At 39.3% G+C, this 15,637-nt stretch carries 14 protein-coding genes and 1 tRNA gene; 10 read left to right on the top strand and 5 right to left on the bottom strand.

The genetic code is table 11. The features are described 5' to 3' along the window. Positions 1-439: 439 nt before the first annotated feature. Positions 440-512 (bottom strand) — tRNA-His (locus tag ACFFRD_RS16250). Between the two features lie 124 nt (positions 513-636). Here ACFFRD_RS16250 and ACFFRD_RS16245 point away from each other — a divergent pair. From ACFFRD_RS16245 to cobA (ACFFRD_RS16235), 3 genes are all read left to right on the top strand, one after another. Beyond that, positions 637-1,020: a DUF4359 domain-containing protein gene (locus ACFFRD_RS16245; RefSeq protein ID WP_114085803.1), complete on the top strand. Its 384-nt coding sequence runs from the start codon at positions 637-639 to the stop codon at positions 1,018-1,020. Positions 1,021-1,171: 151 nt separating this feature from the next. Then, positions 1,172-1,933 (top strand): sirohydrochlorin chelatase, encoded by a 762-nt coding sequence (locus ACFFRD_RS16240; protein ID WP_392482347.1) that lies wholly within the window; start codon positions 1,172-1,174, stop codon positions 1,931-1,933. After that, complete coding sequence (gene cobA, locus ACFFRD_RS16235; RefSeq protein ID WP_392482346.1) at positions 1,930-2,709, top strand: uroporphyrinogen-III C-methyltransferase; 780 nt, start codon at positions 1,930-1,932, stop codon at positions 2,707-2,709. The genes ACFFRD_RS16240 and cobA (ACFFRD_RS16235) overlap by 4 nt, the downstream gene beginning before the upstream one ends. 24 nt (positions 2,710-2,733) lie before the next feature. Here the strand turns inward: cobA (ACFFRD_RS16235) and ACFFRD_RS16230 are convergent, their stop codons facing one another. Beyond that, the gene (locus ACFFRD_RS16230) at positions 2,734-3,360 is read right to left on the bottom strand and encodes a hypothetical protein (protein WP_392482345.1); all 627 of its coding nucleotides are present in this window, start codon (positions 3,358-3,360) and stop codon (positions 2,734-2,736) included. A 426-nt stretch (positions 3,361-3,786) separates the two neighbouring features. On the opposite strand from ACFFRD_RS16230, the gene ACFFRD_RS16225 reads away from it, so the two are divergent. From ACFFRD_RS16225 to coaE, 6 genes are all read left to right on the top strand, one after another. After that, entirely contained in the window at positions 3,787-4,755 is a 969-nt protein-coding gene (locus ACFFRD_RS16225; RefSeq protein ID WP_392482344.1) for a homogentisate phytyltransferase, read from the top strand. Positions 4,756-4,758: 3 nt separating this feature from the next. Continuing rightward, the gene (locus tag ACFFRD_RS16220) at positions 4,759-5,232 is read left to right on the top strand and encodes a M48 family metallopeptidase (RefSeq protein WP_114085798.1); all 474 of its coding nucleotides are present in this window, start codon (positions 4,759-4,761) and stop codon (positions 5,230-5,232) included. Positions 5,233-5,584: 352 nt separating this feature from the next. Then, positions 5,585-7,726 carry an ATP-binding protein gene (locus ACFFRD_RS16215; protein ID WP_392482343.1) on the top strand — a complete coding sequence of 714 codons (2,142 nt, stop codon included), beginning with the start codon at positions 5,585-5,587 and terminating at the stop codon, positions 7,724-7,726. 181 nt (positions 7,727-7,907) lie between these two features. Next, positions 7,908-9,137, top strand: a complete 1,230-nt coding sequence (locus ACFFRD_RS16210; RefSeq protein WP_392482342.1) for a tetratricopeptide repeat protein — start codon at positions 7,908-7,910, stop codon at positions 9,135-9,137. Between the two features lie 111 nt (positions 9,138-9,248). Beyond that, positions 9,249-10,838, top strand: coding sequence for a uroporphyrinogen-III C-methyltransferase (gene cobA / locus ACFFRD_RS16205; RefSeq protein ID WP_392482341.1), 1,590 nt, complete (start codon positions 9,249-9,251; stop codon positions 10,836-10,838). 34 nt (positions 10,839-10,872) lie between these two features. After that, on the top strand, positions 10,873-11,469 hold the full coding sequence (gene coaE, locus ACFFRD_RS16200; protein ID WP_392482340.1) for a dephospho-CoA kinase: 597 nt from the start codon (positions 10,873-10,875) through the stop codon (positions 11,467-11,469). Between the two features lie 365 nt (positions 11,470-11,834). Here the strand turns inward: coaE and ACFFRD_RS16195 are convergent, their stop codons facing one another. Then, entirely contained in the window at positions 11,835-11,960 is a 126-nt protein-coding gene (locus ACFFRD_RS16195; RefSeq protein ID WP_392482339.1) for a hypothetical protein, read from the bottom strand. Between the two features lie 2 nt (positions 11,961-11,962). Here ACFFRD_RS16195 and ACFFRD_RS16190 point away from each other — a divergent pair, with 2 nt between their 5' ends. Then, on the top strand, positions 11,963-12,289 hold the full coding sequence (locus ACFFRD_RS16190; protein WP_392482338.1) for a hypothetical protein: 327 nt from the start codon (positions 11,963-11,965) through the stop codon (positions 12,287-12,289). Positions 12,290-12,370: 81 nt separating this feature from the next. Here ACFFRD_RS16190 and ACFFRD_RS16185 read toward each other — a convergent pair whose 3' ends face one another. Together ACFFRD_RS16185 and ACFFRD_RS16180 are read right to left on the bottom strand one after the other, a co-directional pair. Next, complete coding sequence (locus ACFFRD_RS16185; RefSeq protein ID WP_392482337.1) at positions 12,371-13,774, bottom strand: hypothetical protein; 1,404 nt, start codon at positions 13,772-13,774, stop codon at positions 12,371-12,373. Positions 13,775-14,172: 398 nt separating this feature from the next. Further along, positions 14,173-15,528, bottom strand: a complete 1,356-nt coding sequence (locus ACFFRD_RS16180) for a Rieske 2Fe-2S domain-containing protein (protein WP_392482336.1) — start codon at positions 15,526-15,528, stop codon at positions 14,173-14,175. Positions 15,529-15,637 lie beyond the last annotated feature (109 nt).

Raw genomic sequence — 15,637 nt, 5'->3', positions numbered from 1 at the left:
GTGGGCTGACTTTTATCATCCTTCTAGGAATTTTCTAACGGCTAAATGTGCGTTCAAAAACTTCTGAGGCTTAGATTCCTGATTTTTCTAAAAAGTCAGGAATCTTATTAATATAAATAGTTAATGTATCCGAGATTGACGAAAAAGGATTATCAAGCTTTCTGCACTATCGAGGTTGCTTAGATATGTACTTCTGCAAAAAAACAACATTTTGTAAAAGAGAAGTGAACATTGCACACTTAATTTTCTTTTAGCAAGTAGATTTGCTTATATACATCAAAACCTTTATAATATATTCTTATGAATTATGGCAGATTTGCGATCCTTCCAAGTTCATTAACTTGTAGGTGACAGTTACTTGCTAAAGTAATGGTTATGAATTATCACAACCGCAACCAATCTTTTATAAGAACTTATGGATCATTATGAAATTATATAGGGCGAACGACGGGACTCGAACCCGCGAATGGTGGTACCACAAACCACTGCCTTAACCACTTGGCTACGCTCGCCATTCAACAATTTAAATTATAGCAATAATTTGGCAAACGATCAAGAGTTTATGTTCAAGGAACGGACTCAGCTGATTTAGAGTCTCTGAAATCTAACGATTACAATGTATTTTACTTGGCAAACATGAAACCCCTAACCATCATTGCATATACTGGAGCAGCAGCAGGACTCGCCGCCTTGGGTGTGACAATGGCAAAGACTAATCCCAGTCAGGTTGAATATGAAGAATATGCAGTGCAACGGTTGACAGAATACTTAAAAACCGATGTATGCAAAAAAACTACGAATATTATAGAAAATTTAATCCATTTTAATTGTGATAAGTTGGTTGACTCAGCTAACCCACAAATCCAAGGAATTATTGCCAGGACTACAGAAAGACAAAATTTTATGATTTTTAGCATTTACCGTACAGATTTAAAAATAAATTCTTGGATACCTTCATACAAATTTGAAACGGTGGGAGCTTTTGATCAATTTTATACTTACACTGCCGAAGAACAATAGCGCAATCAGAAGTGGAAGAATATAAAAGTGATTTAGAATACTTGTATTTAGTAATTTATAATAGTTTCAATAATCACCAGAGTAATTATTACCACCAGCTTAATATTAAGTAAAATATGAACATTAGTCACTGAGAGTTCAAGCTTTGCCGATGTCATCTGCCTATTTGCTAGTATCTCACGGAAGTCGCGATCCGCGCCCAGAAGTTGCTATGCAGCAATTAGCAAAGCTGGTATGCAACAAATTACCAAACAACTACAACCCATCAAGTAGTGAACATCTGGTTGGCATAGCAGCTTTAGAAATGAGTCCTCAGCCTTTACATGAGCAGATTCAAAAATTTGCCAAGAGCGCTTTTGGCGATGCCGGGGTTGGGCTACACCAACTATCTCAAAACGAGAATCACCTCAAAATTGTACCGCTATTTCTGTTGCCGGGAGTCCATGTGATGACAGATATTCCCGCCGAAGTAGCACTAGCACAACAGGCTATTGGTCAATATATCATCATTGAGTTGCAGCCACATTTAGGCTCTCACCCCAATTTAGAGAAATTACTGGCCAAGCAAATATCTACTATTAAAGCAGAAGCATGGATTCTCTTAGCTCATGGTAGCCGTCGCCCAGGTTCCAAAGAAACTGTGGAAGCAATGGCGGCGAGTTTGTCAGCAGTGGCTGCTTATTGGGCTGGGCCTCCTAGTTTAGAATCACGGGTGAAAGAGTTGGTAGCCGCTGGTTATAGCGAAATTGCAATTTTGCCATACTTTTTATTCGCAGGTGGAATAACTGATGCGATCGCGGCCTCCATAGAGGAGCTAAAATTACAATTTTCTGCGGTGAATTTCCGGTTGGCGCAGCCACTGGGAGCAAGTGCAGAATTAGCCGAGCTTATTTGGGATTTAACGGATAGATGAACCGCACAGAAAAACAGGAGAACGAGTATTTGGGAAAGGTTTATTTAGTAGGTGCGGGGCCAGGAGATCCAGGATTAATAACCCTGAAGGCGAAAGGTTTGTTGGAATGTGCAGATGTAGTTATCTATGATGCCTTAGTGAGTCCGGCAATTCTGGCAATGATTAATCCCCAAGCCGAACAAATTAACGCTGGTAAGCGCCGGGGGAAACATTCGCTGTTCCAGGAAGAAACAACTCAATTAATGATTGAGAAAGCGCAGGATCATGCAATTGTAGTGCGGTTAAAGGGTGGCGATCCGTTTATCTTTGGTCGCGGTGGCGAAGAGATGGAAGAATTAGTCAACGCTGGGATATCAACTGAAGTTGTGCCCGGTATCACATCGGGGATTGCTGCGGCGGCTTATGCCGGTATTCCATTGACTCATCGGCTGTATAGCTCATCAGTGACATTTGTAACTGGTCATGAAGCGGCGGGTAAGTATAGACCGAAAGTGAATTGGAATGCGATCGCGCACGGTTCAGAAACCATTGTAATTTATATGGGAATTCACAATCTCCCTTATATTGTGGAACAGTTAAGTGCAGCTGGGTTAGATGTAGAAACGCCCATTGCTTTAGTGCGCTGGGGTACGCGCCCAGAACAAGAAGAATTGATTGGAACCTTAGAGACAATTGTAGAACAGGTAGAGCAAACTGGATTTGGTGCGCCTGCGATCGCAGTTATTGGAGAAGTAGTAAATATGCACAGCATTTTGTCTAGTTGTCGTCCAGTTTAATGGCTGGCGCAAATGTGAAATCTACTATCCTTTAGTTTCTCGAATCCAAAATGCCAATCCTCCTCCACGACCACGAGCTGCAATGAAATCTTCTGTCACTAAAAAGAAGGCAAAGAAGGGTAATTGCGCTATGGGCTGGTTGTAGAAATCTTCTGTTTGAACTTTACCAGAACGAATTGGTCTGTTGTAAACAACACGACCAAACAGACTAATAAGCATTTGGTTAAAATCAAACGCCAATAAATTTTTCTTACCTATATATTGCACTGGCCCCGTGAGCTTTAATAAAACTGGCCCCAATTCAACCTGATTACAAATTTCGCCTCTATCCAAATCATGTTCTAAAGTAGCATCAAAGGAAACATGGATTTTTATAAACTTGGGTACATACAAACCCTTGCCTAATACAATTCCTCCATGTTCTCTGGCTTTCTTAGTGCCAGTAGCAAAGCAAAGTTGCCATTTACCTAGAAGAGACTCAAAGGGATAAGTTAACCGTTCCTGCTTGGCAGATTTTTCTGATTGTAGCAACGCATTGACTAATCTTTCAGCAATAGGGCGTGTATCTCTTTGTCGTCGATATGCAGCTGCCGCCTGTGATAGCACGGTAACAAAGTCAAATTTCGCTACAGGTGTCAAATTAGCTGTCATAATTTAACTATTTCTTTGCTTTTCTGATAGATTGTAGCGTCATAGAGAGTCAGAATTGCATATCGAGAAGAGGGATTTTTATAATCGGTTGTTAGATTTTTCGTGATTGAGAGTCTTCCATAAGGTAGGTTAATTATTAGCCCCCTAGGTGTAACTGGTTTTTGAGTAAGGTTACGGCCAGATGTGCCTACCGCTACCTCCCCTACTAAAGCTCTTGTTAATGACCAAATTCTGTGACAATGGTTAACAATCTGACAATTCATGCAATATGGAAAAGTTAATGCGGAACCTAACGCCCCAACTTTTGTAGGGAATGGCGAAAATTCAAAGTCTCTCAACAGGAGGAGAGAGGAAGGAAGTCAGGTTTTCCAAATTTTGTGAAAAGTTAGAGTTAACAATAAGCCGGAATCTGAATCTAAGGTACTCATGAGCCAGAGTTCTCAAAACAGCCCTTTGCCACGCAAACCTGTTCAATCATATTTCCATTGGTTATACGCTTTCTGGAAATTCTCTCGCCCTCACACGATTATTGGTACAAGTCTGAGTGTGTTGAGTTTGTATTTAATTGCTATCGCCATTAGTAATAATACTGCTTCATTATTCACTACTCCCGGCTCCCTAACCCCTGTTTTCGGCGCATGGATTGCTTGTCTATGTGGCAATGTTTACATTGTAGGGTTGAATCAATTAGAAGATGTTGATATTGACAAGATTAATAAACCTCATTTACCGTTGGCATCAGGTGAGTTTTCTCAACAGACAGGACAATTAATTGTCGCGTCTACTGGGATTTTGGCGCTAATTGTGGCGTGGCTAACTGGGCCATTCTTATTTGGTATGGTAGCAATTAGTTTGGCAATTGGTACTGCTTACTCTTTACCACCAATTCGTTTAAAACAGTTTCCCTTTTGGGCAGCGCTGTGTATTTTTTCGGTACGGGGTACGATTGTTAATTTAGGATTGTATCTGCACTATAGTTGGGCACTCAAACAAAGCCAAACAATTCCGCTTGTGGTGTGGGTGCTGACATTGTTTATTTTGGTGTTTACCTTTGCGATCGCAATCTTTAAAGATATCCCAGATATAGAAGGCGATCGCCTCTACAATATTACTACTTTCACGATTAAACTAGGGCCCCAAGCTGTGTTTAATCTAGCTCTTTGGGTGATAACAGTCTGTTATCTAGGGATGATTCTGGTTGGGGTGCTACACGTAGCCTCAATTAACCCCATCTTTCTGGTAATTGCCCATTTAGGGCTGTTAGTTTGGATGTGGTGGCGGAGTTTGGCGGTAGACTTACAAGATAAAAGTGCGATCGCTCAATTCTACCAATTTATCTGGAAACTCTTTTTTATGGAATATCTGATTTTTCCTATCGCCTGCTTTTTGGCTTAGACAATGCTAGAAACCTTTCCTACCAGTTCTATTATCGCTGCGATCGCAGTTATTTTGAGTTTGTCGATCCTAGGCTATTTCGCTTGGAAAACTTTGATTACTTCAGACTTGTTTCAAAAAGGAATCAATCTTGCTCAAGCAAAAGATTACCAAGGTGCAGAAACAGCCTTTCGCAAAGTGATTTCCCTCAACTCTACTAATGATGTAGTGCGCTTGTTTTTGGGAGATGTTTTAAACCAGCAAGGCCAAGTAGAGGAAGCAACAGAATTATTCCGGGAAGTGATTCGCCGCAGTCCAAAAAATCCCGATGCTTACTTGCGTCTGGCCAATATTCTTATGCAGCAAGAGCGAGAAGAAGAAGCTAAAACTAACCTGCTACAAGCTAAAGATTTATTGCAAAAACAACGCCAACCCGAAAAAGCTAACAAAATCACTCAAGTGTTAGATAAAATGAGTATTAAGTCAAGTCAATCTTAAGTTGAGTGAGAATTGCAGAAATTCATTTTTCCTGTTGCGTCTCCTAATTTTTTTACCATTCCCATCATTATTATGGTGAGAATGGTTTTATTTTGGAATTATCAGTGTTTACTGTAATTATGTCCGCAATTTTCGTAAGTTTGATTGATGCAAAAACCCTTTACAACTCTCTTACCTTTGCGCTCTTTGTGTCCTACCCTGCGGGAAGCCACTCCGCGTCTATGCGGTTCGTTTATTCATTCTCTTATTCCTATCTTCAGACAAGATAAAAGTAAATTTCAAAAGTGCAAAAAGTTGTCTAATTAAAGGCATTTACTAGTAGATTTTATATATTCAAAATAATCCAGCATTTATGTCAGAGTTTATATCAGAATTGTGGACTAACTTTTTTACATCAGGATCGTTTATTCCACATGGACATTGTTATCTATGGCAAACGAATTTAGTTTGGTTACATATATTATCTGACGCGTTCATTGCACTAGCTTACTATTCGATTCCAGCTACCCTATTTTACTTTGTTCGCAAGCGGCAGGATTTACCTTTTGATTGGATTTTTCTGCTATTTAGTGCATTTATCGTAGCTTGTGGCACTACTCATTTAATAGAGATTTGGACACTTTGGCATCCAACTTATTGGGTATCGGGGTTTGTCAAAGCAGTAACTGCCATGATATCTGTAATTACAGCAGTACAACTTGTGTCTCTAGTTCCACAAGCATTAGCACTTCCTAGCCCTGCTCAAATAGAACAAGCAAATCAAGAACTTCAAACACAAATAGCCGAACGCTTAAGGGTAGAAAAGGAACTGCGAAAATACCAAAATCATTTAGAAGAAATGGTTGCTATTCGCACCAATGAGATTACCAAAACCAACGAGCAATTACAACAAGAAATCCTTGAACGCCAACGAATTTTAGAAGTTCTCCGACAAAGTGAAGAGCGTTATCGTTATCTAGCTGAGGCAATTCCTCAACTTGTATGGACAACTAATGCTAACGGCGAATGTGATTTTTTTAATCAAAATTGGTGCGAATATACTGGGTTAACATTAAAGCAGTCCTTGGGTTCTGGTTGGTTAGCTGCATTGCATCCAGATGATATCCAAAATGCTGATGAAGTATGGTCTAATGCTGTAAAAAATGGCACTATATATAACAATGAATATCGCTTCAAACGGGCTTTTGATGGTTCCTATCGTTGGCAATTGGCACGAGCTTTACCGCTTAAAGATGAGCAAGGTATTGTAGTTAAGTGGTTTGGGACATGTACAGATATCCACGAACAAAAACAAATACTTGAAGAACGGGCGCACCTGCTGGAATTAGAACAAATAGCACGAGCTAAAGCAGAAACAGCCAATCGAATTAAAGATGAATTTCTAGCTGTCCTATCTCACGAACTACGCACTCCACTAAACGCAATTCTCGGTTGGTCAAAATTATTGCAAAGTCGTAGGTTAGACCAAGCAAAGACATCGGAAGCACTAGCCACAATCGAGAGGAATGCAAATTTACAAGTTCAACTCATCGAAGACTTGCTGGATATCTCTAGAATTTTACAAGGCAAACTGACGCTAGATATTACGAAAATTAACCTGGAGTCTACGATATTGTCGGCACTAGAAACAATGCGTTTAGCGGCAGAAACAAAGTTAATTGAGGTGAGTACAGTATTTGAACCGGATGTGGGGCAAGTTATGGGCGACTCGACTCGTTTGCAGCAAGTCGTCTGGAATCTCCTTTCTAACGCTCTCAAATTTACACCCAAGGGAGGAAAAATAGAAGTGCGATTAGAGCAAGCCGATGGTTATGCTCAAATTATAGTTAGCGATACAGGTAAGGGAATCAGCCCTGAGTTTTTGCCATTCGTCTTTGATTACTTTCGTCAAGCAGATAGCACCTCTACGAGAAATTTTGGTGGATTAGGATTGGGGTTGGCAATTGTGCGTAATATCGTCGAAATACATGGCGGTATTGTCAAAGCGAAGAGTGAAGGTGAGGGTAAAGGGGCAATATTTACTGTTAGTTTGCCGCTTCTGCCAGATGAAAGCCGAAGCCTGACGGATAAACAAAACTATGCTGTACTCTTAACTTCTAACTCCTTACCCCTCAGTGGCATCCGGATTTTAGTTGTAGATGATGATACCGATTCACGAGATTTTGTTGCTTTTGTATTAGAGGAAGATGGGGCTTTTGTGATTGCGGTATCTTCCGCTTATGAAGCATTACAAACCCTAGCACTGGTCAAGCCAGATGTCTTGGTCAGCGATATTAGTATGCCTGAGATGGATGGCTATATGTTAATACATCAAGTGAGAACTTTGACACCAGAACAAGGTGGACAAATCCCAGCAATTGCCTTGACTGCTTTTGCTAGAAACGATGACCAGCAAGAAGCACTAAAAGCTGGGTTTCAAATGCATTTATCCAAGCCTGTTAACCCAGAAGAATTAATTGCAGCCATTACTCGAATTGTCGAAACAAAAGTGTAAATAATTACTTAGTAAACAACTTTTTACTCGTAATAAAGCCTCATATTTTGTATGCAAATGGACAATTAGATGAGAATCCACTTGTATCAAGTTAGGCTAATAACTTATAATTCCTCCTATAACTACGCCAAAGCTATACAAGTCAATATTATATATAAACCAAGCAAGTAAGGTAATAAAAATGCTGAAAAACAAGAATGTACTGGTAGCAGCTATTATCTGCTTGTGTTTGAGTAACGGCAATACTGCTTTTGGTAAAGATGTTGGCGTTGTTTTATCAAAAATTCCAGACTCAAATCGAGCAGCACTTCCTGGCAACAAAAACGCAGTTGCTAACTTTGAGCAAGGAACCAATCTATACAAACGAGGAGATTTCAAAGGAGCAGAGGCGGCTTTTCGAAAAGCGATTGAACTTGAACCCAATTTTGTACAAGCTTATATTGCTTTGGCAAATACTCTCGACGATCAAGGCAAACCCCAAGAAGCGATCGCACATTACAAAAAAGCCATCAGCCTCGATCCTCATGACTCTGGGGCCTACTTTAATTTGGGTTTAACTTTAGCAAGGCTCAATCAGTTAGAACCTGCGATCGCGCAATACAAAAAAGCCCTCAGCCTTGAACCCAACTATGCAGACGCTCACTATAACTTAGGAAATGCTCTCTACACTCAAGGTAAGCTAACCGAAGCAGTCACCGAATATACAGCAGCTATTCGCCTCAAACCCAGTTATGCCCCAACTTACACGCGTCTGGGAAATGCTCTGTACGATCAAGGTGAGCTAGCAGAAGCAGTGACTCAGTACAAAAAATCCATTAGCTTTGATCCCAACTATGCAGACGCTCACTATTACTTAGGCAATGCTTTGTACGCTCAAGGAAAGTCAGCTGAAGCGATCGCCGAATATACAGCAGCCATTCGCCTCTCTCCAAAAAATCCCGCAGGTTATAATGCCTTGGGAAATACTCTCTACGCTCAAGGCAAACTAGAAGAAGCGATCGCACAATACAAACAAGCCCTGAGCCTTGAACCCAACTATGCAGACGCTCACTATAATTTAGCAAGCGCTTTTTACGCTCAAGGCAAGCTAACTGAAGCGATCGCCGACTATACCGAAGCGATTCGCATCGATCCTAAACACGCACAAGCTTACACAGGTTTAGCAAATGCGATGGACGATCAAGGTAAACCCCAAGAAGCGATCGCACATTACAAAAAAGCCATTAGCCTCGTACCCAACGATGCATTCACTTACTATAATTTGGGAATCACTTTAGGAAGAGAACAACAGCTAGAAGAAGCGATCGTTAATCTCAAAAAAGCTAAAGAGTTATTCCAAGCTGAAGACAACAAGGAAATGGTTGAGCAAGTCGATCAGCTAATCCAAAAAATTAATATCCGAACGAATTGAATTTAGGGAATTGGGCATGGGGCATGGGGCATTGGGAAGTAATAACCAATGACAAATGACCAATGACCAATAACAAATGACAAATGACAAATGACAAATGATAAATGACAAATGACCAAGATTGAAGAAAAGGGCAAAGTCTACCTTGTGGGTGCTGGCCCTGGAGATGTGGCATACCTGACGGTAAAAGCTTACAATCTCTTGGCTGCTGCTCAGGTTTTAGTCTACGATGCCCTGGTAGATGCTCAATTATTACAGTGTGTACCACCTGATTGCTTGAAATTGGATGTTGGCAAACGCGGTGGTCAACCTAGTACAACCCAAACTGAGATTAACAAGTTACTAGTAAAACATTGCCAGCAAGGAAAACAAGTTGTAAGGCTCAAATCAGGTGATCCATTAATTTTTGGGCGTTGCACTTCTGAAATTGAAGCGTTGAAAGCATCGGGTTGTGATTTTGAACTGATACCAGGAATTTCTTCTGCCCTTGCAGCACCCTTGTTTGCAGGAATTCCCCTGACAGATCCGGTGTTGAGTCGTTGTTTTGCAGTGCTTACAGCTCATGAACCAGAGGTTTTAGACTGGGAGGCACTCTCACGCTTAGAGACACTGGTAATTTTGATGGGAGGGCAACATCTGCCAGAGATTGTACATCAACTGGTGCAACACGGGCGATCGCACTTAACACCCATTGCAATCATCCGTTGGGCAGGAACTCCTCGTCAACAAATTTGGACAGCGCAACTGGGCAATATTTTGGAACAAACCACCGGATTATCACTTTCCCCAGCGGTAATTGTTGTTGGCGAAGTTGTTGGGCTACATAAGTACTTACAACCTGAGAAAATAGATTGTCAGGATTCGACTACAGCCCAAACTCCAATGTTAAAGAACCTCTCCGCTTCTTCCCAACCCCTCACAGGTAAAATAATCTTGGTGACACGTTCAGTTGGACAGTCGAGTACATTTAGCGATCGCCTCATCACATTAGGTGCAACAGTCATCGAAATGCCTACCTTAGAAATCGGCCCACCCTCCAGTTGGGAAGCTTTGGATGATGCGATCGCTCATTTATCTCAGTTCGACTGGTTAATTCTCACTTCTAGCAATGGCATAGATTACTTTTTTGAAAGGTTAATTGCCCAAGGTAAAGATACCCGTGCCTTAGCAGGTGTAAAAATTGCCGTCGTTGGCGAAAAAACAGCCAATAGTCTCAAACAATACTCTCTCCAAGCAGATTTTATTCCCCCCAACTTTGTTGCCGATTCTTTAATAGAAAATTTTCCAGAGGAACTGAATGGTAAAAAAGTTTTATTTCCCAGAGTTGAAAGCGGTGGAAGAGAAGTTTTGGTTAAGGAATTAACTCTCAAGGGAGCAAAAGTAATTGAAGTTGCTGCATATCAATCTTGTTGTCCTAGTGATATTCCACCTGCGGCAGAGTTAGCTATCCAAAACCGTAAGGTAAATGTAATTACTTTTGCCAGTTCTAAAACTGTGCAATTTTTCTATCAGCTTACTGACAAGATATTGTCCCAAAACTCTAATGTTAGTCAACTCTTAGAGAGCGTTTGTATTGCCTCTATCGGTCCTCAAACCTCTAAAACTTGTCATGCTTTATTCGGACGTGTAGATGTAGAAGCCCAAGAATATACTTTAGATGGTTTAACCCAAGCATTGGTAACATGGGCCATTAATTCTTAATCTTAAATGACCAATGACAAATGACAAATGACAAATGACAAAACGTATAATCGGCTTAACCGGAGGTATTGCCACAGGCAAAACCACTGTCACCAATTATTTAGCTAGCGCTTATAACCTGCCGATTCTGGATGCAGATATTTATGCAAGAGAGGCAGTATCTTTAGGTTCGCCTATTCTTGGTGCGATCGCTAAACGTTACGGGGAACAAATTTTATTACCAGATGGCAGCCTCAACCGCCAAAAGCTAGGCGAAATTATCTTTAATTGTCAAGATGAACGCAACTGGATAGACAATTTGATTCATCCTGATGTGCGCGATCGCTTCCTCAAAGCAATTGACCAATCTTCCTTACAAACACTGGTGTTAGTAGTGCCTCTATTATTTGAAGCGGGAATGACTGATTTGGTTACAGAAATTTGGGTAGTGTGTTGTTCTCAAGAGCAACAACTAGAAAGATTGATACAACGAAACCATTTAAATAGAGAACAGGCGCAAGCCAGGATCAACAGCCAATTATCTATCGAAGAAAAAGTGGCTCGTGCAGATATAGTTTTAGATAACTCTTCTACCCTAGAAGGACTACTGAAGCACATAGATGCCGCTCTAAAAACTACAAGTAGGGACTAGAAGCTATCTATATTAAAAAATATACATAGATTGCATTCTCAAGACATAAAATCTTTATCATTTTAGATGATCTAGTCCATTAAAAAATATTATATCTGACCAGCCTTATATAATAATTCGGTGATTTTACAGTTGAATCTGCGGTTGATGATACTGTAAATTTAAATGATTGTTGATAAAAAGATATATAGAGTAAAATTAAAGACTAATAATTAAGAATTAAGAAAAATTAATTGCAAATTATTAATCTCATTTTAATATTACTTTTAAGTATCTTATCGACGACCTGCTTGTAATTTAATTTTGCTAGTTATTCTGTGCAGGCACTTAATTGGACATTGGGCTATAAATTTCTTTACTAACTGTCAATTTGGTTGATTTCTAACTAGATTATCCACCTGTTCGATTCTGGATTGGTGATTTAAAAATGATTGAGATTCACCTAGAGTCCAAAACTCTTCGTTATAGATTTCTTCTTTGGGAGAACTCATTTATGTCTTTGATCAGGACAGGTATGAACTTAAGTTTTAGTTTTTTAAGCAAGTTAGCTCTAGTGAGCTTTCCAGTAAGTGAATTAAAGAAGAAAAATAAAATACACGATTATAGCCAACTAGCCTGGGGAAGTGACTACGTATTTGAGCGCCTCAACCAAGGAATGCTCGGATATCTGACCGGAGTAGGGAAAGGCGTTAAACCCTGCGATCGCATTATTTTACGAGAAGGTTGTGAATCTTATCAATATCAAGTAGAAGAAGTTGATTATTATTCCGATCCATCTGATATGTGGATAGCTTTGCTTAAGCAAGTACCGATTGACTAAATATTAAAGTCAACCAGTTACTTCAATTCTATCTGTGAAGATTTTCCCTCTCTTACTAGACGAATAAGAGAGAGAATATATCTATTTTAAATCAATCAAAAAATGAGCTATTAAAGTATTTCTTTCGTAGGATAGCAAGTAAAGATGCAGAAGATTTGGGTTATCTTTATCAAGGTGCATCACTGAACCATCAACAGCTAAATGGTGATGATCTATCCACCTCTCCTGCGAATCTAGTAAAAAACTGAAGTATGGGCTGACATCTGGATGATTTTTTGTTAATTCATCGTAGCTTTGATAAAAAGGAGGTATCCCAATACCCATAGGCATATATAAACCTTTAGGATAATCTTCTACAGGCAATTGAGGAAGCTTTTTAAGATTAATGCCACTGATGAGCAATCTATTTTGCTCACCAGTCTTAGTATCTGTGAATACTAACTCAATTTCTTGTAAATTTTGTTCAATGCCAATCGGTTTAATGTTCCTTAAAATGGTTTTATCAAATTTACCTATTCTCCAGTATTGATTTCCCCAAGGCTTATTTTGATCGTAAAATCCTGGTGGTCGAAAACTGGCAAATTTAATTTCATTTTTAGTGTCGTAAAAGTCTCTCCATGTTGTAATATTTTTCGCTAGTGTAGTTCTAACTTTTCTACTCTGCTCTCCCGACACAATTATCTTTTCATCAAGGGGGAATTGAGTAGCAACTTCTTTTTGATCGATTACCTTTCTCAGAAGATTACTCTTGACTATTGTGCTACTTGGATCTTGCCAGTGTTCTAATTTCCACCAATGCTTCCAATAAGAAATATTATTAATTTTTTCAAAAATATTTTTGTAATGTCCCATCGGGAAGGTAAACCAACTTTGATAATAAAGGGATTTATTACCATCCTCTTTAGTGAAAAGTAAAATTTCCCAAAATCCTGCATTTAAACAATTATTAGCCAAAGCCACTTCTACCAGATTTTGCTTTTCAAAACCGTCTCCACCGCTAATTTCTATATTTGGTGAGTTAGCAGGAAAACTAACCTGTTGTCTGTTCCACTCCCGGTCGGTAAAAGCGATTATTTCTAAACCTTGATCTTTTTTAACCCATTCTGGTGCTTTAGGAACTAATAGCTCTAAATCAACATTTTTTATAATGATTTTCGCCGTTTTGTTGTCTGTTGGCTCAATCACAAAATCGAAATGTGTATCATCTCTCTTAATAATTGTTAATTTTCGCTGAGAATATCTTTGAAAATTTTTACCCAAGGGTGCGGGATTGACTGGATAATCGACATTAGATAATTCTTGCAGGTTTACACTCATCTTATTATCAAATTTATATCTGGATTTAAACCAGAAGCCAGCCAATCCGAGCAAACCAAGACATAGAATAAGGGTGCTAAATAAAATCTGTTTATTCGTGACTCTAAAATTAAGCTTGCCAAATCGGAAAATGCCTGCATTGTTTTCCTTTGCAGAAGTGTTTTTCATGGGATAGATTAATTTTTATGAGAATGGTACTTAACAGCATACCGTTATGTGAAACTGATTTTTCATTCCCATTATCAAAGGTCACATTAATAAACAATTATCTGAAATTAAGGGGTTTAATATCCATTTCATGCTGACTTTTCACGGGTTCTGGAAAACCTCTCTCTAAATCTCTTTCTTTCTAGGCTACGGTATACACATAAGTCTTTTAAAGTTGTCCTACAACCTTTTGATCCACTCCACCCAGTCCCGCGATAAATTGGTGGCAAAAACCTCTCAAAGTCCTCCAATTTATCGGAGGATTTAGGAGGAACTACAACATTTTGGTTTTGTAAAGAGATGTGTATACACCTTAGCCTAGAAGAAGAGAGACTTTGAATTTCCTCCCAGTCAGAATTTTAGTGACGAGTGTAGGAACGCTCAAAGTGAGTTTTGAGTGTCTGAGCCATAGCGGATATTATAATTGCTGTTATAGAAACCGATATTGCTGCTATTCTGATTCTAGAATCATCTGCAAGTATCCCTACAGCAGCTAAAGCGATCGCTACACCGATACAACTTTGTCTGACTTTATTTGTCACTTGATAAGCTTGATTGCACGAATGACAAATAATTGTATGTTGCGAAAATCGGTCTAATGTTATCAACTTCTCATCGGACTCGCTATTACCGACATTTTTTGAGGTGGAATAACCTTGATAAAAGGGTAAAGATGATCCAAATTTATCTAGCCACTTGCGATACTCAACCACCAAAGTATCAGATGTCTTTAGAGGTAAATACACTTCTTTGAGATTTTTTTTCAAACGCTCAATTTGTGCTTTTTGTTCAACAACTAATTGCAAATCACCTTCCAAGATTTTGTTTCTTATCAAAATGTGATCTAACCAGGGAGGTATCAGCTTGGTTTTTTGGGGAAAAGAGTTACTATAATTTCTGATGAGAATCCGACATCTATTCTTACCTAGTGGAATTGAATACAAGGCTGTGCCCCCAAATTTCCCTTGCTGTCCATTACTAAATTTGTAGAGAATCAAATTAGGAGCAATGAAATCTAATGAAATCCAAGGCAGATTGGGTTTCCGTGTTCGTCGCCACCTTCCCTTAATTCCCTGAATATTGCTTTCAATGACTTCTATTTCCAACGCTTGGGCATCTTCTCGACTTCCCATGATGCCATCATGACTGATTGGAACATGAGCCGGGTCAATAATATTTTCAATAAAATAGCTTTGGTCGTAAGGTAGGTCACGTACATAGTCTAGGTTGAAGCATTCCGGGTTGTTCCAATCTGGTAGTGATGGAATTAGCTCATCAATAGCTGTTTCAGCTTCACCTGCCCACATCCAAATGATACCTTGACGTTCCAAGACCTTAAAGGATGGGACGCAAGCATTTACCGGAATTTTTGCATCGCTTGGTAACTGGGGAATGTGTAGACATTGACCATTATTGCCAAACTGCCAACCGTGGTACGAACATTCTATTTTGCCGTCAATAATTTGCCCATCAGAAAGTCTAGCTGCACGGTGAGAACAACGATCTGTTAAACAGACAAGCTGTCCATTTTGGTCTTTGAACAAAACGAAGGGTTCTTCATATAGCGAAAAAGTATAAGGACGATTTGTAGGCAAATCTTGCAGAAAACAGACAGGATACCAAGATTGTCTCCAGTTAAATTCCTGCTGATTCTCAGGTGTTTCAAAGGTAGAATTTGATGATGTCGCCTGTAGTATCTCTGTTTCTAATGTCATCGTTTTCTCCAGGTTTATGCCATTCTAACTTTTATAGAAAACTCCTATTTAATTTTTAAACATAAAATTACACATAACGCCTAATTTTTACCCAACAAACGATAATTCT

The sequence above is a fragment of the Nostoc sp. C110 genome (genome assembly GCF_043099725.1).
Taxonomy (GTDB): Bacteria; Cyanobacteriota; Cyanobacteriia; order Cyanobacteriales; family Nostocaceae; genus Nostoc; species Nostoc muscorum_A.
The sequence above is the reverse complement of the archived record's forward strand: the minus strand, read 5'-3'. Positions and strand labels throughout refer to the sequence as shown.